Origin of the sequence: Streptomyces sp. H39-S7 (genome assembly GCF_027158205.1) — a bacterium.
Classification (GTDB): domain Bacteria; phylum Actinomycetota; class Actinomycetes; order Streptomycetales; family Streptomycetaceae; genus Actinacidiphila.
Genome location: NZ_JAPVLU010000044.1, coordinates 53234 through 76053, shown reverse-complemented (window position 1 = coordinate 76053; position 22820 = coordinate 53234). Strand labels below are relative to the sequence as shown.

24 protein-coding genes and 1 pseudogene are annotated in these 22820 nt (G+C 69.5%); 5 read left to right on the top strand and 20 right to left on the bottom strand.

The window, feature by feature from the left end; translation table 11 throughout:
• Window positions 1–88: 88 nt before the first annotated feature.
• Both O3X23_RS33295 and O3X23_RS33290 read left to right on the top strand, forming a co-directional pair.
• Entirely contained in the window at window positions 89–844 is a 756-nt protein-coding gene (locus O3X23_RS33295) for an RDD family protein (protein WP_269276173.1), read from the top strand.
• Between the two features lie 194 nt (window positions 845–1038).
• Complete coding sequence (locus tag O3X23_RS33290) at window positions 1039–1509, top strand: hypothetical protein (protein WP_269276172.1); 471 nt, start codon at window positions 1039–1041, stop codon at window positions 1507–1509.
• Between the two features lie 417 nt (window positions 1510–1926).
• On the opposite strand, the gene O3X23_RS33285 is transcribed toward O3X23_RS33290, so the two are convergent.
• Both O3X23_RS33285 and O3X23_RS33280 read right to left on the bottom strand, forming a co-directional pair.
• Window positions 1927–2127, bottom strand: coding sequence for a hypothetical protein (locus O3X23_RS33285; RefSeq protein ID WP_331283973.1), 201 nt, complete (start codon window positions 2125–2127; stop codon window positions 1927–1929).
• Window positions 2128–2928: 801 nt separating this feature from the next.
• Window positions 2929–3936, bottom strand: coding sequence for a DUF2599 domain-containing protein (locus O3X23_RS33280; protein ID WP_269276171.1), 1008 nt, complete (start codon window positions 3934–3936; stop codon window positions 2929–2931).
• Window positions 3937–4662: 726 nt separating this feature from the next.
• Here O3X23_RS33280 and O3X23_RS33275 point away from each other — a divergent pair.
• Window positions 4663–6366: a serine/threonine protein kinase gene (locus O3X23_RS33275; protein WP_269276181.1), complete on the top strand. Its 1704-nt coding sequence runs from the start codon at window positions 4663–4665 to the stop codon at window positions 6364–6366.
• Window positions 6367–6623: 257 nt separating this feature from the next.
• On the top strand, window positions 6624–7100 hold the full coding sequence (locus O3X23_RS33270) for a helix-turn-helix domain-containing protein (protein WP_331283972.1): 477 nt from the start codon (window positions 6624–6626) through the stop codon (window positions 7098–7100).
• Here O3X23_RS33270 and O3X23_RS33265 read toward each other — a convergent pair.
• The 18 genes and pseudogenes from O3X23_RS33265 to O3X23_RS33175 all read right to left on the bottom strand — a co-directional run bounded on the left by O3X23_RS33265 (window position 7097) and on the right by O3X23_RS33175 (window position 21119).
• Window positions 7097–7915: a DUF317 domain-containing protein gene (locus O3X23_RS33265; RefSeq protein WP_269276170.1), complete on the bottom strand. Its 819-nt coding sequence runs from the start codon at window positions 7913–7915 to the stop codon at window positions 7097–7099. The genes O3X23_RS33270 and O3X23_RS33265 overlap by 4 nt on opposite strands.
• Before the next feature lie 15 nt (window positions 7916–7930).
• Window positions 7931–8221 (bottom strand): hypothetical protein, encoded by a 291-nt coding sequence (locus O3X23_RS33260; RefSeq protein ID WP_269276169.1) that lies wholly within the window; start codon window positions 8219–8221, stop codon window positions 7931–7933.
• Between the two features lie 693 nt (window positions 8222–8914).
• Complete coding sequence (locus O3X23_RS33250) at window positions 8915–9238, bottom strand: DUF6087 family protein (RefSeq protein ID WP_269276168.1); 324 nt, start codon at window positions 9236–9238, stop codon at window positions 8915–8917.
• A gap of 208 nt (window positions 9239–9446) precedes the next feature.
• Complete coding sequence (locus O3X23_RS33245; protein ID WP_269276167.1) at window positions 9447–10496, bottom strand: MSCRAMM family protein; 1050 nt, start codon at window positions 10494–10496, stop codon at window positions 9447–9449.
• Window positions 10497–10644: 148 nt separating this feature from the next.
• Entirely contained in the window at window positions 10645–11133 is a 489-nt protein-coding gene (locus O3X23_RS33240) for a hypothetical protein (protein ID WP_269276166.1), read from the bottom strand.
• Window positions 11134–11164: 31 nt separating this feature from the next.
• A complete protein-coding gene (locus O3X23_RS33235) occupies window positions 11165–12031 on the bottom strand; it encodes a DUF317 domain-containing protein (protein ID WP_269276165.1) in 867 nt (288 codons plus the stop codon).
• The gene (locus tag O3X23_RS33230; protein ID WP_269276179.1) at window positions 12028–13239 is read right to left on the bottom strand and encodes an ATP-grasp domain-containing protein; all 1212 of its coding nucleotides are present in this window, start codon (window positions 13237–13239) and stop codon (window positions 12028–12030) included. The genes O3X23_RS33235 and O3X23_RS33230 overlap by 4 nt, the downstream gene beginning before the upstream one ends.
• Window positions 13240–13304: 65 nt before the next feature.
• A pseudogene (locus O3X23_RS33225) lies at window positions 13305–13611 on the bottom strand (hypothetical protein).
• Between the two features lie 36 nt (window positions 13612–13647).
• A complete protein-coding gene (locus tag O3X23_RS33220; protein ID WP_269276164.1) occupies window positions 13648–14880 on the bottom strand; it encodes an MFS transporter in 1233 nt (410 codons plus the stop codon).
• Window positions 14877–15371 (bottom strand): regulator, encoded by a 495-nt coding sequence (locus O3X23_RS33215; RefSeq protein ID WP_269276163.1) that lies wholly within the window; start codon window positions 15369–15371, stop codon window positions 14877–14879. The genes O3X23_RS33220 and O3X23_RS33215 overlap by 4 nt, the downstream gene beginning before the upstream one ends.
• A complete protein-coding gene (locus tag O3X23_RS33210; RefSeq protein WP_269276162.1) occupies window positions 15368–16219 on the bottom strand; it encodes a winged helix-turn-helix transcriptional regulator in 852 nt (283 codons plus the stop codon). The genes O3X23_RS33215 and O3X23_RS33210 overlap by 4 nt, the downstream gene beginning before the upstream one ends.
• A gap of 46 nt (window positions 16220–16265) precedes the next feature.
• Window positions 16266–16676, bottom strand: coding sequence for a hypothetical protein (locus O3X23_RS33205; RefSeq protein WP_269276161.1), 411 nt, complete (start codon window positions 16674–16676; stop codon window positions 16266–16268).
• Window positions 16677–16875: 199 nt separating this feature from the next.
• A complete protein-coding gene (locus O3X23_RS33200; RefSeq protein WP_269276160.1) occupies window positions 16876–17358 on the bottom strand; it encodes a hypothetical protein in 483 nt (160 codons plus the stop codon).
• A 271-nt stretch (window positions 17359–17629) separates the two neighbouring features.
• The gene (locus O3X23_RS33195; protein WP_269276159.1) at window positions 17630–18349 is read right to left on the bottom strand and encodes a hypothetical protein; all 720 of its coding nucleotides are present in this window, start codon (window positions 18347–18349) and stop codon (window positions 17630–17632) included.
• A gap of 24 nt (window positions 18350–18373) precedes the next feature.
• The gene (locus O3X23_RS33190; protein WP_269276158.1) at window positions 18374–19075 is read right to left on the bottom strand and encodes a hypothetical protein; all 702 of its coding nucleotides are present in this window, start codon (window positions 19073–19075) and stop codon (window positions 18374–18376) included.
• 19 nt (window positions 19076–19094) lie between these two features.
• On the bottom strand, window positions 19095–19574 hold the full coding sequence (locus O3X23_RS33185; RefSeq protein WP_269276157.1) for a hypothetical protein: 480 nt from the start codon (window positions 19572–19574) through the stop codon (window positions 19095–19097).
• Window positions 19571–20113 (bottom strand): DUF4913 domain-containing protein, encoded by a 543-nt coding sequence (locus tag O3X23_RS33180; RefSeq protein ID WP_269276178.1) that lies wholly within the window; start codon window positions 20111–20113, stop codon window positions 19571–19573. Before O3X23_RS33180 ends, O3X23_RS33185 begins: the two co-directional genes overlap by 4 nt.
• Before the next feature lie 250 nt (window positions 20114–20363).
• A complete protein-coding gene (locus O3X23_RS33175; RefSeq protein WP_269276156.1) occupies window positions 20364–21119 on the bottom strand; it encodes a DNA-methyltransferase in 756 nt (251 codons plus the stop codon).
• A 513-nt stretch (window positions 21120–21632) separates the two neighbouring features.
• Between O3X23_RS33175 and O3X23_RS33170 the strand changes: the two genes are divergently transcribed.
• Window positions 21633–22748, top strand: a complete 1116-nt coding sequence (locus O3X23_RS33170; RefSeq protein WP_269276155.1) for a C40 family peptidase — start codon at window positions 21633–21635, stop codon at window positions 22746–22748.
• Window positions 22749–22820: the final 72 nt, after the last annotated feature.

Sequence of the window (22820 nt, the reverse complement as noted above, 5' to 3'; positions counted from 1 at the left end):
GTCTGACAGTCCCACGCGGTAGCGGTCTGCCCGGCGGCGCGCGGCGCTGCTTGATCTTCACACCTCAAGAACCCGCGCGGCCACCGTCATGTCACGGCCGCTCGCGATCAATCGCGGGGCAGACCGTTACCAGTTCACGGCGCTCGCGCTGACGAACCGCACGCTCGGCAAGCTGTTGCTTGGCCTACGCGTCTCCGGCGTCGAACCGGGTCGCCTCGGGCGCCGCCGGGCCGCGATCCGCGCCGGCGTCACCACGCTGGCTGATGTCGGTTGCTTCGCGGTGGCCTGCTGCGTGCTCGTCGGCGGCTCATTCGCGTTCTCGGTGCTGTGCTGGGCGCTCGCGGTAGCTCTCTTCTGGGCCAACGCCGTTCCTGTCCTGCTGGGCCGCAGGCGCTCTCTCGCCGACCACCTCGCTGGCACTACCGTCGGCAACATCACGCTGCCCCGGCCCGGCTGGGACGCCGCACAACAGGGCATCCGCCAGGCGGTGGACCTGGGTCGCACCGGTGCCCGTGCCAGCCAAACTGCCTGGGAGAACGTGACTCAAAACGCCCAGGACAACGGACAGAAGATCGCCGGACATGACGCCGTTCGGCGAATTGCCGACTCCGAATTGAGCCGCGCGGCGGCAGGCAAGGGCCGCGCTGCTTTCGCCCGCGCCAAGGCCGCCGCCGCCCGCAAGCGCCCCGATGGCTCGGCCCCGCTCCCGCCGAAACTCTATCCACCGCACGCCGTCCCGTCCCAGCCTCTTCCCGCTGACCTGGCTGCTCCCGAGGACGCCAGTCCTCCGCCCCGCGCGGGCTCCGCCGAGGTCGGCCGCGTTGCGCGCGGCAGGCATCGCTGACAGGGCAGGATCGATCCCTCCCGGGAATCCGGCCGAGCTGGATGCTTTCTGGAGAATTCTCCCCTTTTGTGCAGATCGCTTGCGGGTGAAACACTGATCAGAGTGAATACAGGGGCGCGGGCTTCGGCAGGGCCGAAGGGAGCGCGATTTAACGGCCAGCCCGGTTCCTGCTCAGGTTGTGGTAGGAGGAGCCCATGAGTGGTGAGTCCGCAGAGGTGACCGAGCGTGTGCAGCACGTGGGTCAGACAGCGAAAGAGCAGAGTTCGGCTACGGCCGACCAGACCAAGCAGGCCGCCAGTGCCGTCGCTGGGACAGCTGCCGACCAGGTCAAGGCGGTGACGGGCGAGGCGCGGCAGCAGGTCGGCACGGTGGTACAGGAACTGCGGGAGCGGGTGACGGACCAGGCGCAGGAGCAGACGCAGCGCATGGCCGGCACGTTGCGGCAATGGGCCGACGACCTGGGGAGCCTGGCCCAGAACGCGCCCGCTGATTCCCCTGCTCGCAGCCTGGTAACGCAGGCGGCAGGTGGCAGTCATCGCGCGGCGGAGTACCTGGACAAGCAGGGCCCGGCCGGTCTGGTGGGGGATTTGCAGGGTTTCGCACGGCGGCGGCCGGGAGCTGCCGGTGGCAGTGATGGCGTCCAGGAGCGCGTGCTGACCGCGTAGCGTCCGACGGCGCCGAACTTGACATGCGGCGAGCCCAGCCGGGGGTTCGGGGTGAAGTAGAGCGTGCGACCGGGCCGCTACCAGGTCGGCCGACCAGGTCATCCGCCTGGCGTACGAGGTGCGCCAGGCGGACTGGAACAGCATCCCGCCAACGAGCTCCACGGATAGCGGCTGCAGCAGGCCATCACCACGGCCGCCGCCGTCGTCCCGCCACCTTGGTCCCCCGCCGGCCGCGTCCCCCACCTGCTCGCCACCTCCACCGCGGCGCTCAACCTGCGGGTACCGAGCGCCCAGCTCACCCGCGAGTGGAACACCCGCCCCCGTACCGCCGCCCCGACGACGGCTGTCGACGATCCGACGGCTGTGCCCTGCACCAGCGCTTCGTCTGCCTTCGCGGCTGCCTGGCCTGGAGCGGGATCAGTAGTTGCCGTTGGACAGTAGTTCGCCGCTGGCGTTGTAGACAGTGACCAGGCCGTTCTTGGAGTCTTTCCAGTCCGCGAATGCGGAGGCGATGAGCTCTCCTTTGCCCGCGTCGTCGCTCATGATGTCGCCGGCGCAATCGGTGTGGATCTGCGCGGTGTCGAGCAGGCCGTTGCTCTTGTCTGCACCTTGGACCACACGACGTGCTGGACTGCGGCTTTCTCCGATGGGCGCGGATCCTCACGGGGGACGGGCTGAGCTGGAAAGATGCTGATTGGTGTGAGGTGGCGCGTCGGGCTCCTACTGTGGCGGGGTGGAGGTGGGGTGTCATGGTGTCTTTGCCGAAAGAGCTTCAGGCGTGGGAGGCTGCGGCTCGGCAGCGAGGGGAAGAACTCCAGCCTGAGGCCGCGGAGTTGGCCGTACTGACCTGGCCGCACGATCGGCGTTCCCACTGGTGGCGGCCGGTGGCGTAGTGCAGCAGGTCACCGGCGGTGGTGACGGCGGGCTGCGGGGGACGCCGTCGACGGGCAGCATGACCGGCACCGCCAGGACGTACAGGACGTAGGGGATCCGTTCGTGGTGTGCGGCCCTCGTGGTGCCACCGAGGCCGAAGAGTGGACCGCTCCCTGGACCGGCCGCCGGTGACGCCGCCAGCCATCACCACCCCGGGCCATCCCGGGCCGGGGTGCACCACCCGGCCCGGGTGGTGCCGGTGGTGGACGGTTCCCAGAGCGCTCCTGAACCGCCCACCGATCCGAACCCGTGGATCTTGCCACACTCTGCTGCGCCGGACGGCCTGTCGCAGGGAAGGTCGTCGACGAGCCCATCCCGTTGACGGACAGTTCACGTTCTCCTAGATTTGGCTGCCTCACTAGAGGAGCCGAACGCCCGCTGCCCCACCGTCCGGGTCTTGCGGGTCTCTAACCTCGCACCCTTGAACTGGGGGTTTCGCGACTATCGCGAGAACTCTAGGAGGCCAGCGATGGGCCTTGTGGTGCGTCAGTTCTCCCAGTTGCACTTGGCTGCGAGCATTTTCCCGGAATCCCAGGGAATGTCAGCGCGCCAGGTTTCCAGGTCCCAGGTCGGGCCGCCGAAGTGGCCGCCTCCGGGGCTGGGGAAGGAAAACGCCGCGTGGCAGTAGAGCTGCTTGTAGGTCGAGCTCTGCTCGGACTGCGTGGCGTTCGGGAACATGGGTGTGTTGGACCACACCTGTCGCCAGTTCTCCTGCAGGTCGCCCTTGGCGTCCTTGAACGCGGCGTCGGTCGGGGTGACGTGGACGGAACGCTTTCCGTCGGCCAGGTTGGTGTACACCTCGGTCTGCTTCACCCAGGTCGTATTGGTCACTCCGAGGTAGCCGACGCACTGGGTCTGGCAGGTCTCGAAGGCGTCGGCCTGGCCGGGGCTCCACAGCAGGTACCGGTCGCGCTGGAAGCCCTGGCGTACGCCCTTGTTGTCATCGACGTTGCCTCCGACGTGGTCGGCGTTGTACTCGTCCGTCGTCGGGTAGCCGAACGGGCCCCTTTCATACCCCTTGTCTCCCCACAGCCGTCCGATCGTGCCGCGTACCGGGTGCGCGCCGGAGCTGGGGCTCCAGTAGATCGTCGCCTGCTGGAACTGCTGGCGAACGCCCATACCATCGGGGTTCTTCAGCTCATCGGTGAGCGGGTATCCGATGTTGCCTCGCTCCCAGCCGGACTCGGCCCACTTCTGGCCGACAGTGCCCCAGACGGCGTGTGCCCCGGTGTCGGGGCTCCAGTAGATCGACCCGCCCGAGAAGACCTGGCGTCGGCCGACGCCGTCAGGAAGGGCGAGCTCGTCGGAGATGGGGCAGCCGAGGTTCTGCTGTACGCCGGGTGTCTGGGTGTACTCCGTCCACATAGCGCCATCGACTGAGAAGCCGTGGTTGCAGAAAACCTCTGCGGACGCGGGAACGGCTTGTACTCCCAGCATCAGGAAGAGACTTGCGGTGAGCGTGGCGAGGAGCCGTTCGTCCCTTGATCTCATCATGACCAGCAGTATCTACGGACGCAGACGGTGCGGGCTGCGGGAAAAAGAGCCACAGTTCAGGCCGAAGACCGGCCGAAAACACGAGCCTCCCCCCGCCGGTCTGGAGACTGAGTGCGTTGTGGCAAAGGGAGTTGTTGTTCGACGAGTGGGGGCTTCTTCGTGTGCGGAGCATGATCGTGGAGGGGTGGGGGCAGGCAGCGGACGGCTTGTTGTTGATCGAGGAGGGCGCGATGCCGTCGGCCTTGGGTCGATCGAACGGCGTGAGGCGCCGAGCGGCGCGCCCGTCGCCACGGATCTGGGTGTGCCGGCGATGACGGTGGGCAAGTGATGGAAGCGGTTCGCGGAGTCCCGGCTGGACGGCCTGGTCGATGCCGACAGGTCGGGGCGCCCGAAGGGCGGCCGGGTCCTTACAGACTATCGAGCGGGAACACCTTCGTGTCCACTGGGAAGTCCCGGTCCGCGGCCACGTAGGACGGAACAAAGTCCCGTAACTGTGCGTCATTGGCTTCGCGTTGCCCGCTGACCTGACGCGCCGCGGTGCCTCACCATAGCGGCCACCCACAGCGCTCCCAGCGCCTGCTCCACGCATCCTTCGGGCTCGTGGTACGACCCAAATGGCTGGAAACCGTTGCCGCGGGGGCGGATGTGTGCGGCGCCACTTCGATACGCTCACTGGTGCAGTCAGGCATCGGCAGAGTCCGAACTGCCCTTAACAGGAGGATAGATTTGAGCGGCGCACCGTCGGCGAGTCCTTTCCTGCCGCTCAGAGGCGACGATCCGGTTGTGGTGGGCGGATACCGTCTGGTGGCTGTGCTGGGCGAGGGCGGTATGGGCAAGGTGTACCTGTCGTACACGCCCGGCGGCAGGCCGCTCGCGCTGAAGGTGATCCGGTCGGAACTCAGCGGCGATCCCGAGTTCCGGCGCCGGTTCCAGCAGGAAGTGCACGCCGCTCAGCGTGTGCAGGGCCTGTATACGGCGCCGGTCATCGACTGCGACACAGACGGTCCGCAGCCCTGGCTCGCCACCGCCTACGTTCCCGGACCCTCACTCGCACACGCCGTGTCGCAGCAGGGCGCGCTGCCGCTGCGCAGTGTATTGCTGCTGACTGTTGGGGTCGCCGAGGCCCTGCACGTCATCCATGCTGCGGGCATCGTGCACCGGGACCTGAAACCCGCCAACGTGCTGCTCGCTTCGGACGGTCCGCGCGTCATCGACTTCGGAATCGCCCGGGCCGCTGACGCCACCGCCCTCACCGCCACCGGCGTCAGCATCGGCACCCCGGCCTTCATGGCCCCCGAACAGGCAGCGTCGGGTACTGTCACTGCCGCCACCGACATTTTCGCCCTCGGCCAGATCGCGGCGTTCGCCGGGATCGGGGCCCCCGCCTACGGCGACGGCCCTTCCCATGCGGTGCTGTACCGCATCGTGCACGAGGAACCCGATCTCAGCCGGTTGCCCCCCGAGCTTCGGCCGCTGGTGGCGCGGTGCCTGAGCCGTGACCCGGCCGGGCGGCCGGCCCTGAACGAGATCATCGAGCGGTGCCAGGAGATCTCCCCCGACCCGCTGCGGCAGGGTGAGGACTGGCTGCCGCAGACGCTGGCCGGGGCCTTCACCGAGCGCCGTCAACTTCCCCAGCCAGCGCGGACGCCGCCTCCGGCCGCACCGACGCCCACCGCATACTCCCCGCACGTGCCGCCGCCTGGCGCAGTTGATCCGCACGCGCCGACCGCTTTCGACCCGGCCACCGCCCGGCCCGTCCCGAACAGGCCGGGCATGCAACCGGCCGGGCCCGGTCACCCCCCGACCACCGGATATCTGCCGCTCACGAAGAAGCCCCGCGGTCTGATCGTCGTCGGGGCTGTGGTGGCCGCAGTCGTTGGGCTCGTCGTCATCCGTGCACTGCTGCCGGACGGCTCCGGCAAGGACGAGTCCAAGTCGCCGGGAGCCAGCAACTCGGCGGGAACCACCTCAGGGGGAGCCTCCTCCAACGGTAAGCAACCGGACCCGAAGGCCGCCACGTACAAGGGCATCACCTTGCCCGACAGCTATCACCTCATGCTGGCGGACAACCCGCCCCGTCCCATCGACGGCCCGCCTGGGGCCTTCTCCAATGACGGGGATCTGTACTTCCATCCGCGCAGGACCAACGTGGTGGAGCAGGACGAGATCGGCACCGGCAACGGCAAGCTGGTCCTCCTGAACAACGCGCAGAAGGGTTCGCTGGACACCTGCCGCTCGGAAACCCGCTACACCGAGACCATCCACCTCGACCAACTCAGCAACGGCTCGCAGTTCTGCGTACTGAGCAACGCCGGACACATCGCCGTGGCGACCTACCATGGCAGGTCGCCCAAGACTGACCCGAGCACATACATCAGCCTTGACCTCACCATCTGGCGCAACGCGGCGGAACCCAAAAAGGACGGGTGAGACATCGGCTTCCGCGTCTGCCCTCTTCCGCTCCCTCCCCAGAGTGATCGCCACGACGAAGTCCGCCGTGGTGCCGGCCAGCGACGCCCACGCGGCCAGGCACCTCAAGGGCAATGTCCAGACCGGCTCATCTGGCGGCCTGGAGCAACACCTGTGAGCTCCGCGTCTTGCAGTAGCCGCGGGACCGGCCACTACGTGCGGGCACCCACATCTTCCGCCTCCAGGCAGCGACGAACTGTCCGTGCCCCTGACCTCTCATGGCCACGAGCCAGCACATGGTTGGCCGCCCTCCTGGAATTTCACATCGCCACCCACAAACAGTTGACGCGCTGGCCTCGTCGGCGAAAACCTCGCAGGCTCTGGCGTTGCGGGTAAGGACCGTGCTGGCCTGCGCGAAGGACGCGTCGAACAAACGCGTGGCTGCCGAGCTGGGGACGTCGGCGCCCACGGTGGGTCGGTGGCGGCGCAGGTTTGTGGAGTCCCGGCTGGAGGGCCTGGTTCGACCGCCATCTCGACATGGCCCTCAACAAGGCGACGGCAGCGGGCTGACCGGCCCCCGACGTGCTGCTGCCCCCGCCTTCGCGGTCGGGGCAGCAGCACGTTGTAACGATGACGCAAGGAGCGGGTCCCTGACTTCACGGCCCATGCGTGCGCCAGAAAACAAGAGAGCCCGGTCTTCCCCTTGGGGAAGACCGGGCTCCATACGTCAGATCGAGAGTGTCCTCGAACGCTAGGCCGGGGCCCGGAGCAGTCGCTCGCGGGTGGCCTCGGGCAGCACCCGGCGCAGGACCGGTGCGGTCGAACTGAGGGAGGCGGCGAAGGCTGCGACGAGATCGTGGGGCACGCTGGCGCCGAATGACGCGGCCCACAGGCACGGTGCGCCCAGCGCGGGCTCGGCCCACGCCTGCCACCCGGCCCGGCCCGCCTCACCGGCCTCGGCGGTCAGGGCGCGCGGGTCTGCGTCCTGGATGAGGGGCGGCACCTCGCCGAGGCTGAGGTATGAGGTGAACGACGGGTCCATCGCTCCCGTGTGGGGCTGGTCGATGTCACGGAGCCAGCCGTGCCCGGTCACTGCGTCGAGGACCATCTCGGGGCCGACGAGCGGCACGGCGGGCTGCTCGCGGGCGTCGAGCGCGACGAGGAAGTCGACGAGGACCTCCCCGGGGACATCGGGGGTGAAGTAGGCCGACCACGCGGCGAGCGGGCTGCTGGTATCCGCGCGAGCGGAGACCTGCCAGGCGATTGGCAGGTCCCCCAGGTAGAACGGCTCATCCGCCAGAACCCACTGGGCCCAGCGCAGCGTGTCGGGGCTGATGTGCAGGACGGTGCTGCGCAGGACCTGCCGGTCCCCTTCCGCCTCGTCCAGCTCACGCCGTCCGCGCACGATCGTCAGGCTCGTCCAGCCCTGGCTGGCGAGGGCGTCGGCAACGGCGTCGTAGAAACGATTGTCGTCACCGGCCAGGTGTCGGGGGCCGACCCAGTAGGCGGGTTGGGCACCGCGTGGGGCGGCCGGGTCGATCGGATACTCGGGGTGCAGGAGCGCCTCCAAAGGCTCGGTGCGGTTCTACTGACCGCTTGCGGTGCGGCGAGGGCGGCGCGGGGGTGCCTGGACAGGACCCTGCCAGGTCAGAGCGACGGCGACCTCGGGAGGCAGATGACCGAGCTGGGTGTCCGCATCACCCCCTTCCGCGAGGTAGACGACGGGACGACCGGTCTCGTCCACGGACGGCACGACCTGCGCGAGACGGTGCGCCATGGGGAAGAACGGGTTCATCGCCAGCCGGACCGGAACGTCCCGGTCGCAGGCAGACAAACGGTCCATGAGATCGCCGACGGTCAACTCCGTATGCGTCACGGGCAGCCTCCAGGGCGAGGGAAAGCGGTGAGTGGTGGGACTGTCGCGCTGCCGGCAACCGGAGCGACTCCGGTGTTCTCAGCGCAGGGAAGTCGCCAGCGCGTCACAGCGGCAACAACGATGTCGGCCGGCGACTGGGTGTCGAAGGACAGGTGGTACCCACGCACCTTGGCCATGCCGGGGCCCGGGACTTACCATCCCTCGCCGTTGGTGCGGGGCGGCCGGGTGGGAACCAGCCGACGTAGAAACGGCCGTCCTCGCAGCCGACGTGCAAGTCCATCCCTGTCATCCAGGATCAGGTGAAAGCCCTCGACGCTGCCCCGAGCCGAGCTGCCACCGCTGCAGGCCATGGGCCTCGACGGTGGCAGGGGATCCGGGCCGACCAGAAGGCACAGCCTTGAGCAGACACTTCTCTGACCTGGCGTTTCCTACACCAGCCCCTACGTTGACATGCCCCTGCCCGCGTTGGCCAGTCTTTCGCGGATCATTCCTGTCTGCCCCCAGCGAACTGCTGTCCTTGGCCTACGAAGATGGTCGGGGCGGACCCTCGAACTGGCACGACCGAATCCTTCTCCCCGCGTGGCGGGTCATCGAGCCTCCCTCCGGGGTGGGCAAGAAGGGGGTGACATTGAGGTAGTCCGGATCCCCGTCTGCGGTGGCCCGCCGGAACGTGAGGATGCCCGCACCCACGGTTCAGCCGTCCTGCTCCTTTGCAGGAGTCGACCGTCGATGCCGGCCCGGGCCCCTGCCACAAGACGGCCGGTCCCGCTGCGCAGGCTTCACCTCCACCAGCTGCGGCGGGTGAAGCAGCGCCTTCGCGGCGGCCAGGTCCTCGACGACACCGACCGTCTCCCACTCCGTGCCACTCCACCGTTGCATCACCCGGGGCGCGTCCGGCTCCACGTGGGATCCGCGGTTCGGGCCCGAGGCGAGCAGCACGGCCCGCAACTTCCCCTTCGACGCATCTCGACGCTCCTCGCGTCGGCGTGCCCACTCTTCCAAGGGTTCCTCGTGCATCGCAGCATCCTTACGCAACCGCACCCGGCATCGCCACCCTTGGCTCCACCGGCCGGTCCGCACCTGCGCCGGACTGTAGGCGTTCCTTGCGACCTTGTTGCGGAGGTGACGGACGGCGTGAGCGCAGGCGGCGGACGCCGGGATACGACGCAGGCCCCCGGGAGAAGGAAAGATCCCGGGGGCCTGCTGGTCGAGGGGTGATCGTGCGTTAGCTGCTCTCGCCGTCGTTGTCCTGCTCGGGCTCGGCTGTCCTGCGGCGGCGGGCGCCGAGGAAGGCGCCTCCGCCTGCGGCGACGAGGAACCCGCTGGTGCTGAGGATCCAGGCGGTCGCGCCGGCTCCGGTGTGGGCGAGAGAGCCGAGCGGGGCAGCGGGCGGGGCCGCGTTGTTGCTCGGGCCGGTTGCGGGGGCGGGCGAGGAGTCGGCGGCCGGCGTACTGGTGTGCGTGGGGCTGGTCGTCGACCCGCCGGGGCCCCCATCGCTCGGCGTATTCCCCGGCGTGGAAGGGGTGGTGGTGGGCTTGTTCGTCGGCTTCCCTGACGGGTCGGGCTTCGGGGAGGTCGCGGTTTTGGCGGTGGTGACGGTCACGGTGACCCGCGCGCCGGGACCGGCGGTGAACGACTTCGCGGGCTTGTAGATGTCGTAGCCGGCGGGGGCCTTGATCTGCCTGATCCAGAAGGTGGTCGAGCGGCTCGTCACCGGCAGTTCCCCGCCAGCCGTGCCCGTCGGCCCGGTGGTGAGGACAAGCAGGGTCTTGTCACCGTTGCCGATGTTCATGGTGGCGCCGGGCAGGAGTTGGCCGGTCTTCTCATCCTTGACCTGGAGGAGGACCGTGGCGGCCTTGAACGGATCCGTGATCGTCAGCCGCGTGGTCGCGCCGGGGGTGACGATGACGTCCTGGTCGGCGACGACGTCGTGGAGCGGGCTCCCTGAGGACGTCTCCTTCAGCCGGTACACGCCGGGAGCAAGTTCGTTGAAGAGCACCTTGCCCAGTGCGTCGGTCGTCCCTCGTCCGGCCTCCTGGCCGGTGGCATCGAGGAGGAGGAACCCCGCGCCGGCGAGCGCATCCCCGGCGACGTCGTTCGTGGTGATCGCGACGCTGCCGTCATCGGTTGCCGGGGGCTGGAGCGGCGAAGTGGTGGAAGAGGGTGTCGGTTCGGATGGCTGGGCGGTTGCAGCCGGGGCCCAGGTGAGGGTGCCGACCGCCGCAGCGGCCAGGGCAGCGGATCGGACGGCACCGCGGGCGATACGAGCATGCACGAGAAGGAAAGCTCCTTGATCAGAGGTGAGGGGGTGGGAGGCACATCGGGTCCCGCCCACGCGGGGCCACAGGAGGCGCAGTGGCGTGCGAACAGCCGGGCGGGCGGCCGGCCCGGAAGAGGGTGGCGCCGCGGAACGCTGGCGCGGTTCAGCGGGCGCGGCCCCCGGCGTGCGTGGCCTGCGGGGCGGGAACCTTGTGGGCGGTTCGGCCCGCGGCACGCCGTGCCGCGGCAGCTCGCCAGGCGCCTGGGAACCAGATTTCGGTGTACTGCTGGATGGCATCGACCAGCCTGGTGGTAGCGGCGCCCTCCCATGGCGGACGGCCCGGGCGGTGGCGGGTATCGAATGTGCCGTATCGACTGCTGCCCGGGGAGGTGTTGTTGGCTTCGTCGCGGCGGTGGAAGGTGCCGTGGTCCAGGAAGCTGAGGGCCACCGCGTCGATCTGCCCGCGGTCCGGGTGGATGACCGCCAGGCGCAGTCCGCCGTAGGTGTCCGCGTGGATGGTGCCGGCGAAGGCGATGCGCAGCCGCAGCGGTGCGTCCGGGACCGGGATGGCGAGGTACGTGGCGCCGACGATCGTGCTGTGGTGAAAGGGGAGGCACAGTTCGGCGAAGAACTCGGGGGCCTGCAATGACAAAGAATGCTCTCCGGTCTAGATCGGGCCGGCGCTATCGACGCGGGCCTGGGAGGGCTGGCCGGCTGGTGGTGCTCCAGCGCGGGACGCTGGGAGCAGGGAGCGCGGCCGGTCGGCGGGCGGTTGCCCCGTCGACGTCAAGCGGGGTGGGCGCTGGCGGTTCCGGCGGGAGGATGGGGGTGAGCTGGGCCATGCCCTTGACGTAGCTGTAGGTGTCCTCTCGCCATCGGGGCAGCGGGGCCGGGTCCGATACGCACTGGGTGAGGGCGGTAAGCAGGGCGACAGGGGTGTCGGTGCTGGCGGTCGCGTACCAGGCGGGGCGGTCGAAGGATGTGCCGGCCCACAGCTGCCAGCGGGCGTCGCGCGTGGTCAGCTCGGCTTCCGGGTCGAGGTCGCCGGTGGTGAATTCCAGGCCGGCGAGCCCCTCGGGTGATTGGATCGCGAAGGCGCCCCAGCGGGGTCGTTCCATCTGCCAGTTCTGCTTGAGGAGAGGGACAACGGCGAGGAAGGGGTCGTGATCGACGCTGTCGGCGACCGGCCGGGCAAGGTAGGCGCCCGGTCCCTGCTCATACGCTGCGGCGAGGGCGGTGGTGAAGGCGTGGACGAACTCGGTCGGGACGCGGTTGTTGAAGCAGACACCCCAGCCCGGCGGCCCGAAAGGGTCCTTGTAGGCGTTGATACGCCACAGCCCGTCGTCCTCGCCTTCGGGGAGGTAGCCGAGGCGGACCCGCCGGTCGGGGGCGTTGACATAGACGTCTAGGTCATCGTGTTGGAGATCCCAGCCCAGGGCGAGCAGGGGCTGAAGGGCGGGGTCACCGATCGCTGTGGTGGCCGCGAGGTAGCGCGGGGAGACGTAGACGTCCCCGTCGATGTCATAGCGCGGATCGGGTTCGGGGCTCATCGGTCCGCCCGGGTGATCACGGTGATCTCGTCGGCGGCGGTGTCGAGGCGCTCGTTGACCTGGGTGGTGTCGCGGCCGGTGACGATGTAGAAGCCGGCCCTGGCGGTGAACAGGTCACCCTCCGGCGGTAGAAGGAGCGGGTCGCCGACCTGGCGGACCCACTGCACCTGCCGCAGCCACGGGGTGTGGGCGGCAAACGGCTGGTTGATCTGCCGCTCCGTGAGGGTGCCGGAGGTGTCCGGGTAGAGCATGCGGATGCCCGCGGCCCCGCGCCGTGTGGGGGTGAGGTCGGGGGCACGGCCGCAGGCGAGGTCGGCTGCGGCCTTGGGCAGGTCGATGCCGGTGGCGAGGTGGACGAGGTGGCCAATCATGTCGCCGCCGATGCGTGCGTTGACCTCGATCAGGCGGGGCCGACCGTCGACCAGGCGCATCTCGACGTGCTGGACGCCGTCGGTGATACCCAGAGCTTTGATCGCGGCGGCGGCGACCGGGCCGACGTGGGCGAGGAGTGGGTCGCCGGCCTCGACGGTGTGTCCGGTCTCGTCGAAATACGGGGCGGGGCCAAGGTGCTTGCGGGTGACCGCAACGGCGGTCGTCGCCCCGTGGTGGGTGACGCACTCGACGGAGACCTCCGGCCCGTCGAGGTACTCCTCGACCAGGACACCGGTGTCCTCGCGGCTCTGGCTGGCTCCGGCCGAGGCGAACTCGAAGGCCCTGGGTAGCTCTTCGGGGCGGTCGATGCGGATCACGCCGATGCTCCCGGCGAGCGCGGTGGGCTTGAGGACGGCGGGATAGCCGACGATCATCGTGGCCATGCCCGCCTCCAACAGAGTGCGGGCCTTCATGGCAGCGGCCGAGGGCACCTTGTGGCGGGCGAACAGGGTCCGCGCGGTGGCCTTGTTGCGGCAGCCCCGCATCACCTCGACCGAGCTCGAGGGCAGATCCAGTGCACGGGCAAGACGGGCGGTGCCGACAAGGTGCCACTCATCCCACGTGACGACGCCGGCGAGTTCGTGACGCGCTGCCAACTCCCGACCGGCGGCGCGCAGGGCTGTGGTGTCGTGGAGATCAGTGACGGCGTGGTCGACGATGAACGGCTTCTCCCACGACGGCTCGGTGCCAGTCAGTAGGACGACGTCGTAGGCGGTGGCCACCTGCTCCAGACAGTAGGAACGAAAGGTCTCATCGCCGGGAGAAACGACGAGCACGAGAGGGCGAGGGGACAAGAAGGGGGTACTCCGAATCGGTGGACGGCGGGACAGGGGAGGTGTTGTCAGTCGGCGCGGCGGCGGCGCAGCTCGAACGCGGTGGCCCACTGGGGGTGCGCTGCGATCAGCTGGCGGGCGTAGAGCGCGGTGAAGTTGTTGTTCAGCCCGGCTACGCCGTGCGGGAGTTGTCGGCGCAGGTCCTCGAAGAGGTCTTTGAGGCCGACGCGGGTGGCGCCGGTGGCGAGCTGGCGGGCGGGCGGTCTTACGCTCCAGCGCGCGGTACACGTGCGGGTGCCGGGCGTGGAAGGCGCGGAACTGCTCGGTGATGGTGCGACCGCGCGCACGGTATGGAGCAAGGCAGGTAGTGGGCATGGGGGCGTTCTCCACAGGCTGGGGAAAAGCAACGGGTCAGGCGCGCAGGGCGGGATCGGTGCGCAGTCGGGTGAAGGCGAGGAACAGCCCGAGGGCCTGCAGGACGGCGCAGGCGGTGATGACGGGGCCGAGGGCATCGGGCGGGGTGAGCGCAGTCATAACCCCGGCGATGGGGAAGGGCAGCAGGAGGATGAGGATGGTCGCCGACAGGGTGCTGCCGAACCGGTTCGGCGGGATCAGGCGGGAGCGCAGGGTGCGCAGGACCACCGCCAGCCCGCCCTCCGCGGCCATGAGCACGGCGACCAGGACCAGGTAGGAGAGGTAGTCGGGGGCTTGTGCTGCGGCGAGGCAGGCAAGCGAGGCCAAGGCGCCGCAGGTCGCGCCGACCGGCCACAGACCTAGGCGGTCGATCGCGAACCGGCAGAGGGTGACGCTCAGGAGGGTGGCCGCTGCGGCGGCTGACCAGAGCAGGCCGACGGCGGTGGTGGACTGTCCGAAGTGGTTGACGACGATCACGGGGCTGGCGGCCTGCAAGAGCCCGGTAGCCAAGTTGGACACCGTCAGACCGGCTACCAGCCACCCGAGCGCGGGCAGGGAGCGGATGGTCCGCCATCCAGCGAGCAGCCCCGCGCTGTCGCCCTTCGGCGCGCGGGCCGGGGTGACGGGCGAGGGAGGGGTGCGCAGCGCGAGGAGGGCGGCGAGCAGCGACAGCACGGTGATCACGGTGAGCATCTGGGGCGGGCCGGTGAGCAGGAGTAGTGCTGCGAGGGCTGGTCCGGCCAGGTTTGCGGTCTGGTCGATTCCCAGCAGGGCGGCTTGGACGCGGTGGGCGCGTGCTGCGGCCCGGCGGCTGGCGGCAGCGCCTGCGGTCTCGGCCGCGATGTAACTGAACTCGGTGAGCGCACCAGTGGTGGCCGCGAGCGCCATCACCGACACGGCCGCCACCGTGCCGTCCGGATGGAGAAGGAGAAGGACCGCGCCGGCGGCGAGGACCAGCGCACGGCCGAGGGAGCCGAAGAAGAAGACGACCGATGCCCCACGCCGGTCGACGATCACCCCCGCCCAACCGAACGCCGCCAACCTGGGCACCCACTCCAGGGCGAACGCCAAACCGGTCAGCCCTGCGGAGCCGGTGGTAGTCAGGACCAGCAGCGGGATGCCGTACGTGGTCATGGCGGAGGCGAGGGCCTCCACTGTGCGCGGCAGGTAGACGCCGCCCAGCAATCCCACGGTATACCGGGCGTGCCGCGGGGTGACGCCCCCGCTCACGCGGCGGGCTCGGACTCGAAGTGCGCGGCGCTCTGCGCCTCGAAGTGCAGCAGCTGGTGCAGCACGGCGCGTACGCGGTCCAGGTCCTCGTCGGCCGCTTGGCGGTGGGAGCTTTCGGCGGTGCCGGCCACCAAGCTTTGCACCAGGAGGCGCAGGGTGTGCCGGACGCGCGTGGTGAAGTCGCAGACCGTGCGCGGGTAGTTGTTGTGCCGTGCCCATCGGGCGGTCGCGTCGTAGATATCGGCCAGTTCCGCGCCGGAGGGGGTCAGTTCCAGTCCGACACCGGGGCCGATCCTGCAAAGGCCCATGGCGCGAGCCGTTTCGGTGGCTCGGCGCAGTTGGTGCGGGGAGAGGTCGGGGAGGGTGGCGGCCAGTCGGCGCGGTGGGATCGGGCCGTTGTCGTCGATTTCGGTGATCAAGCGGATGAGAGCCGGTGAAGTGAGCGCGGCGAAGGCATTGCGGATTTCGGTTGGGGTGAAAAAGACGGTCATCGGCGCGGCACTCCCGCCGGGAGTGCCGCGTTCGGGCGGGCCGCTGCGGGGTGGGAGAAGAGGTCGCGGTTCTGCCACGTCGGGTGTGAGGTCTCGCTGCCCCGGGTCGGTGGCCGTGATGTCGGCGCGGTGGGCACCCGCGATGGGTTGCTGACCCACTGCAACGCTGTGGGTTCGGCCTGCCGGCGTCCCCAGAGCGGGTGGCGGGCCGCTTGCGTGAGCGGCTGGCCGCCGGCCCACGCGGACAGGGCGCCGAAGACGGGACCCAGGCCCTCACCCGCTACGGACAACCGATAGGGCTGCCCGGTACCGCCGACGGTGACCAGGCCGTCGCTGACGAGCTGCCGTAGCGGCGGGTAGATGTTGGTCCAGTGGCTGCTGGGCATGATGATCTTGGCCAGCGCCTGGCCGCTGACCCCGTCGTTGGACTTCAGCACCCACAAGATCGCGGCGGCGTGCTTGCGGGTGAGCAGGGTGAGGCTGTCCTCGATCTGCTCGATCGCGGGCAGCGGGTGCTCTGCCGTCTCCAGATGTTCCTCGGCCCAGGTGACGATCATCGGCAGGACCGACAGCAGCGCAGCGCCGCGCTCGGTGTGGCCGTAGGTGACGTGCCGTGTGGTGTGTTCGGTGCGCTGGAGGAGGCCGGCGTCGCACAGGGCCCGCAGTTTGGGATGGAGCTGGCTGTCATTCAGCCAGGACACTTTGCCCGAGATCTCGCTATAGCGCAGCGCCCGGCCGGAGATGGCCAGCAGGATCCGCACGTTCCAGCGCGGAGTGATCATGGCGAGTGCCTCGGCGACCCGGGCGATGTCAGCGTCGGTGTCGGTGGGCAGACCGGTAAGGGCCAAGGGAGGAACTCCAGGATCGGTAGCAGGGGGGTGGTGGCCGCGAAGGTCAGCGGCTGCGGGCGGTACTTGCGGCCGGGACGGGTGCGGCGGGTGCGACAGACGCCGCGGCCGGGGACGGCGCGGGCGTGGTGACGCGGGCGAGGCTTCGAAGAACAGCGGAGGCTGTGCTGGTCTGGACGTCGCGGACGGCGACCGCTTCGGCGAGCCGGCGCGCGCAGTCCAGGACGTGGGAGACCTCGTATCCGCCGATCTGCCGCTCGGGGTGGACGAGCTGGGCGAGGCGGTCTCGGTGGAAGGTGATGCTGCGCTCGGCAAGGGCCAGGTCGTCGTGCATGGCGAGCAGGGCGGCGAGCATGCCGGGCGGCTGGTCCTGGGCACGGGCTCCGAGATCAGCCAGCGAAGCGCCGTACAGGTCCTCGATCCGCCCGGCTATGTCGGTGGACGTGGGGTGGGGCAATCGGTGGCTTTCACGATCGGCCCGCCGTGGCCGCCCCGGCACGCTGCGGTGCCGGGGCGGCGACGGTCGGGGGCAGGGTGGCGGTGTTACGCGGGCGGGGCGGGGCTGCGGGCCGGGCGGTGGCATGGCGCCCAGCCGCTCGCGAAGCGCGGTCCGATAGCCGTCGCGGTCGGCGAGCTGCTGGGCGTGAGCTTGTCGCTCATCGCTGCGCTGCCTTCCCCGTGCGTGCCGGCGATGCGGTTGCGGTTGCGGTCGCGGGTCGGAGCGCGGCGCTGGTCTGCACGGCCGGCCCGGCGCGGTTGGGGCGGCCGAGACGTTGGGCGGCGGGGTCCTGCTTGCCGGGGGCCTCCGGGTCCAGGAGCCAGCGCACGACCAGGGCGCGCCCGTCACGTGCGGTGACGGCTGCGTTGACGCGGTGCGCGAGGCCCATCGTGGGGTCGTCGACCTCGCTGGGCTGCGTTTCCAGCGCGGCGAGGAGGTCGTCCTCCGCGCGGTCGAGAACCTTCTGGGCGCCGACGAGAAGGCCGTGCCACCTGACGACCTCGGTGGCATCAGGGCTGGTGGTCGGCTGGACGGCGACCGCGGCCTTCAACTGCTCGATGTCCATGTCGAAGTGGGCTTCGATCTGGTCGGTGAGTACGCCCACGACATCCTGCGTGCTGTCGAATAGGTCATCGGACAAGGAGAACTCCTATCCTGCGGGCGTCGGCGCCCGGATTGCAGAGGTACGGAACTGACGGACGAGCGGGAAAACCGCTACGTCATGACCACTTGGTTGCGAGAAGAAGCAGTTCGGTTGAGCGCATGCGGAAGAAACCTCCGTGCAGGCGTAGGGATTGCGCGAAATCGCGCCGGAGTTGTTGTCCGGCGTCTGCATAAGAGTCCGGACAATCGCCGGTTTGGCCAACCGGCGATCATCGGCTATGTTGCGCGGCGCCAACCCGTGCGGATGTTCAACGCGAGCGGCCGGGCGGACGCGCAGCGGGGGCTATCGGGTGCGCGGCAGGGCGGGTGGAGGACGTGCTCGGGCGGACGGGCGGGAGGGGCCCGGCGGTGCCGGCGATCCGCTCGTCGCACCATTGGACGGCGTCCTCGACGGTGGCGAAGCCGCCCTCGCGCAGGGTGTGGGTCCAGGTTTGGGTGTCGACTTCTTCGACGACGACGCGGAACGGTGAGGGGGTCCGTTCATCCATCGCGCGCAGGGCTACGACGGTGACCCAGTCGTTCGGGTCGTCGCGGGTGTAGGAGTACCCGTACGCGAAGTGGTCTCCGTCCCCCATGAGTCGCCGCTCCAAGGTCCGTGTCGCCTCGTCTGCCGGAGCGGGGCCCAGGTCGGGGTTGAGGTCGACGGCCTTGGCGGGGCAGCCGCGGTGAATGAGCCAGGATTGCGCCATCGGCGCCAGGGGCAGGGTTTTGGCTTCGAACGTGAACGTCTTCGCCGTCACATCGCGTTGCAGATGCAGTGCAACGATCTGCGGGTCTCCGGGGTGGCCCCAGGTGGCCGCGCTGTCGTGCAGGACGTAGAAGCTGTTCGTTCCGGAGGGGCTGTGATGTTCGGCCAGGGGAAGCAACTCGTCCTGGCATACCCCGATCGTGATCCAGAATGCGCGATCGATCTGTGGGTCTGCGGCCTCGAAGCCGTCGAGATGAAGATCGAGTTCGGGTGTGGGCAAAGGTCTCCTTCTTGGCGGCCGGATTCAGCGGCGGGGCCGGATGGGGGCGAGGGGCCATGTGCCGGGCCTGGGTGCCGGTGGTGCGGCTGCCGGTCGGTGTCTGCGGCTGCCGGCCAGTGCGGCACGGCCCGTGTCGGTCAAGGTGACGGGCTGCCCGGCCTCGACTGTGTGGCTGGTATCGCGGGAGACCAGTCCGGCGGCTTCGAGCTGCTGCAGGTGGGCGTACGGAATCCTGCTGCCGCAGGCGGTGGGCACCGACATTCGCCCCGTGAGCAGGTGCGCATGTACCTTGGCGCCACCTGCGAGGGACAGCAGCGCCGCCTGGTCAGCGGCCGAAATCGGTTCTCCCGCGTCCGAGGGACGGTCCTGCGTCGTGGCCTCGATCGGTTCCAGAGCGGTGATCACCCGCTGCTCTGCGGTGTCACGTGCGTCGACGGCTTCCTCCAGCTGGTCCACGGTGCGGTCGATACGCGCGAGCAGTGGGCCATCGACGGGGAACTCGCCGCTGGTCAGGCGGTGCAGGAGGGTGCGGTAGAAGGTCACACCGGTTTCCGCGTGGGCCAGCTCGCGATGCCGGTCGACCAGCTGGGTGAGCGCCTCGTCGAGGACGCCGCGGTCGCGGTAGGCCCACAGGGTGTCGACGTCATGGCCGGTGACGGCCTCGATGCGGTGGTCGAGCGAGGAGACCGCACGCCGGGCTGTTGCCGGTGCGGGATCAGGGGACATAGGCGGACGCTCCGTGGACTTAGTGGGTGTGGTGGTGCGCGGGGCTCTGCGCGGAGCGGGGCAGGCCCGGCATCGGGGAGGGCGGCGGCCCGGGCCTCGGCACGGGCCCGCGGGTCGTGAGCTGCGGGGAGCTGGAGCGTGCAGCGTGGGTGCGGGCGCTGAGTGGCCGGCGGTTCATGCCCAGACGGCGCCCAACCTCGTCGTAGACGTCATTGCCGGCACGCGGCCGGACCGCCACGACGTGGATCTCCCGTCGATGCACGGAATCCTCCGGCGCCGGGCGCACGCCGTAAACGACGCGCCAGTCCTTGCGGGAGTCCACGAACAGCTTGCGGTAGCCCTCCAAGTCCCCGTCGAGCCGAAGCCCGAACCGCTCGGCATTCACCAGCTCCTGCAGGTACGACAGGGTGAGATCGCGTATGTCGCCCGGAGCTTGGAGAAGATCAGTCAGAGCGCGGGGATCGAAGCTCAGGCCGAAGGCTGGCCGCCTGCCGTTCATGACGTCGGCTCGGCCCGCTCGGCAGGTCCCGTCGCCTTCGCCGTTGACTTTCCCGTGCGGGCCGACGGCGCAGGGCCGGGCAGCAGCCGGTGCGCCGGACGCTCCGGGGAGGTCATGCAGGCCGACAGCGGGCCGCCGGGCGCGCGGATCGCGGCGATGGCGTGGGTGAGGAAGTCCCGGTGCCACACGAACAGGCCGCTCAGTCCGGCTTCTGGGTCCTTGTGCTGCTGGTAGGCCAGCCATAGGGCGTGCAGCCAGGCCACGACGTCGTCGTGCTCCTGCCATTGCAGGCACCAGGGCGCCGCCGTGGTGACCTCTGCCCCGTAGACCGCGAGGAGGAAGTCGTCGACCCAGTCGGTGAGCGCGTCGAGTTCGTCCTCGCGTTCCTCCCCGTCCAGCTCCAGGATCGGGCGCGGCTCCGGCGGTGCGGTAGGGGCCGGGCCCCCAAGTCCCGGCATGCCGAACGCCGCGAACGGCGAAGCGGCCGGGGCGGAGGCGAGATGGTCGAGCTGCTGGGCCTGCTGCGTCGACTGCTCCATGAGCCGCCGGACGCTCGCCTCGATCCCCTCCAGCTGAGGGTCCGGAATACGGAGGGGCTCCAACTCCTGCGCGGGGCTGGGTTCTATAGGTTCAGGCATCAAAAGTGTGGCCTCCTACGAGACGCGGAGAACGAGGGGGAGTTGAAGTGGGCGCGGGGCAGCCCAGGTGGCGCGCTGCCAGCGAGCCGCGGCCAGGCGCCACCTGAACTGGGAAGGGTGCCTGCCGGCGCGGGCGGGGTTGGGTGTGACGTCAGACCGCGAGGACCATGTCGTCCCGGGTGAGGGTTTCGCGGATCGTCGCGGTCAGCCGGTCGGCCGCGATGGCCGCGTACTGAGTGGTCTTCTCCACGCCGATGAAGTCGCGGCCCTCCAACAGGGCCGCGACGCCGGTCGAGCCGGAGCCGGCGCAGAAGTCGAGGACCGTGCCGCGTTCAGGGCTGATCTTGACCAACTCGCGCATCACCTCGACGGGCTTCTGAGTGATGTGCTGGCGCTTGGCCCCCGACGGCTGCGAGGCGGAGTACATGCCGGGCAGGTAGACGGGGTTGTGGGAGCCGTCCATCGCGCCGTTGGACGCCCACACGATGAACTCGCAGTTCTGGGTGAACCGGCCCTTCTGGGGCCGGGCCTGCGGCTTGTGCCAGGCCAGCACCCCCCGCCACAGCCAGCCGGCCGCCTGGATCGCGTCCGTGGTGACAGGCAACTGACGCCAGTCGGTGAACAGCAGGGCCGTGCCGCCGATCTTCGTCAGCCGCTGCGCTTCGGTCATGACCTGCGTCAGCCAGAACCCGTACGACCGTTGATCCATATTCTCGCCGGTGAAGTCCGGCAGAGCGTGCTGGGCGTCGGCGGAGGTGTACTTCTGCGTCGCCGAGCGCGTCGTGCGCTCCTTCGCGGTCCGGCCACCGCTGTTGTACGGCGGATCAGTGATGACGGAGTCGACGCAGTCATCCGGCAGACCGGCCAGAACACTGAGAGCGTCGCCCTGGTGTAGAGAAAATGGCAAAGAGGAACCCCGATTCGGGTAGGGAGAAGCAAAGGGAACTGCCCATCTCGCAGACGAGTCCCCGCAGGCCCGAAGGGGCATAGAAATGCCCGGGCCACAGAGCGGGGAGGGTGAGAGGGAGTCCAAAAACTATAGGGCCGAATCCGCCGCTGACCAAGAAGTCTCCGGTGAGGGGTCGAATTCCGACCCCTCGAACCAACTTTTTGGTCAACGGCCATTTCGGCCCTACTGTTTTTGAACCGGCCGGCGAGCACCAGCCGTCGGTCATCCCCACGCCACACCTTGCGGAGGTTTCCCCTGCCCCGGCACACCTAGCGCACCGCCCGGCCGGGCGAAGCGAGCGGCAACTCGCCCGCACCGGCCCGTCTCGATTGCCCGCCCCCGGCCGCCGCACCCTTCCACCACGCCAGCGCGTATGCGGCACGCCGGACACCGCACCTCGAAGGACAAACCCATGCCATCGCGCCACCCGCCGACACCCGCGCTTGCTAACGCCCCAGTGGTTCGCTCCGGTTGAAGGGGCTCGCCGCCGGCATCGCCGTCGCCGTCCTGTCGCCCCTCCTGCTCGCGGGAACGGCCATGATGCTGGCCTCCTCCAGCGAAGCCGTCCAGAACACCGGTTCCCTCAGCGACTGCCTCGACACGGTCGATATCGACGCCGTCAGCAAGCAGGTCACCGCCATCCTCGACGGCGCGTCCGACAAGGACGTCCACATCAAGGGCCTCACCCTGCCCAAGGAACAGATCCCCAACGCCCAGACGATCGTGGCCACCGGGATCAGCCTGCACGTGCCGGTACGAGGGCAGATCATCGCCATCGCCACCGCGATGCAGGAGTCGAGGCTGCGCAACCTGAACTCCGGGGACCGCGACTCACTCGGCCTGTTCCAGCAGCGGCCCTCGCAAGGCTGGGGCACCGCCCAGCAGATCCGCGACCCCATCTACGCCTCCGAGCAGTTCTACCACCACCTACTCAAGGTCTCCGGGTGGCAGCAACTGACCGTCACCCAGGCCGCCCAGGCCGTGCAGGCATCGGGTTACCCCGACGCGTACGCGCAGTGGGAGGGCCTGGCCACCGCGCTGCAGAGCGCTATCGCCGCAACCTTCCCGAACGCCGGCAAGGACACGGACGGCACGGAGCCCGGGGCCGGCGCCACCGGCTGCACTACTCCCGCTGACGGCTCCGGATACGGCCGCATCCCCGAAGGCAGCGTGCCCAAGGGGTACAAGATCCCGCTGGATACCGACCCGAAGGCACGCAAGGCCATCGAATGGGCGATGTTTCAGCTCGGCACGCTCTATCAGTGGGGCGGCAGTTGCACCGACTCACACGGTCCTGACCCGATGGGCCGCTGCGACTGCAGCTCCCTGATGCAGCAGGCATACGCCCACGCCGGCATCACCCTCACCCGCACCACGTACACGCAAGTCAACGAAGGCAAGGCGGTTGCCCCCAGCCAGCTGCAACCCGGTGACCTGATCTTCGCCCGCGGCACCGCAGCCCGCCCCGAACACGTCGGCATGTTCCTGGGCGCGGGCCTGGTCATCGAGGCGCCGCGCACGACCAAACCCGTACGGATCACCCCGCTCAAGGACTGGGCGATCCTCGCCGTCCGCCGCGTCGTATAACGCCCTCCCGCTCGGCCACCGCCCCGGGCAGCCCTCTCCCGCGCCCCGAGCGCATCTCTCCCCTCCCCTCCC

Excerpts from the sequence above, each read along its gene's own strand:
- O3X23_RS33280 (WP_269276171.1), bottom strand. The coding sequence starts at position 3,936 with ATGATGAGATCAAGGGACGAACGGCTCCTCGCCACGCTCACCGCAAGT.
- O3X23_RS33235 (WP_269276165.1), bottom strand. The coding sequence starts at position 12,031 with ATGAGCCCCGAACCCGATCCGCGCTATGACATCGACGGGGACGTCTAC.
- O3X23_RS33270 (WP_331283972.1), top strand. The coding sequence starts at position 6,624 with ATGGCCACGAGCCAGCACATGGTTGGCCGCCCTCCTGGAATTTCACAT.
- O3X23_RS33190 (WP_269276158.1), bottom strand. The coding sequence starts at position 19,075 with ATGTCCCCTGATCCCGCACCGGCAACAGCCCGGCGTGCGGTCTCCTCG.
- O3X23_RS33180 (WP_269276178.1), bottom strand. The coding sequence starts at position 20,113 with ATGGAGCAGTCGACGCAGCAGGCCCAGCAGCTCGACCATCTCGCCTCC.
- O3X23_RS33295 (WP_269276173.1), top strand. The coding sequence starts at position 89 with ATGTCACGGCCGCTCGCGATCAATCGCGGGGCAGACCGTTACCAGTTC.
- O3X23_RS33250 (WP_269276168.1), bottom strand. The coding sequence starts at position 9,238 with ATGCACGAGGAACCCTTGGAAGAGTGGGCACGCCGACGCGAGGAGCGT.
- O3X23_RS33215 (WP_269276163.1), bottom strand. The coding sequence starts at position 15,371 with ATGACCGTCTTTTTCACCCCAACCGAAATCCGCAATGCCTTCGCCGCG.
- O3X23_RS33290 (WP_269276172.1), top strand. The coding sequence starts at position 1,039 with ATGAGTGGTGAGTCCGCAGAGGTGACCGAGCGTGTGCAGCACGTGGGT.
- O3X23_RS33185 (WP_269276157.1), bottom strand. The coding sequence starts at position 19,574 with ATGAACGGCAGGCGGCCAGCCTTCGGCCTGAGCTTCGATCCCCGCGCT.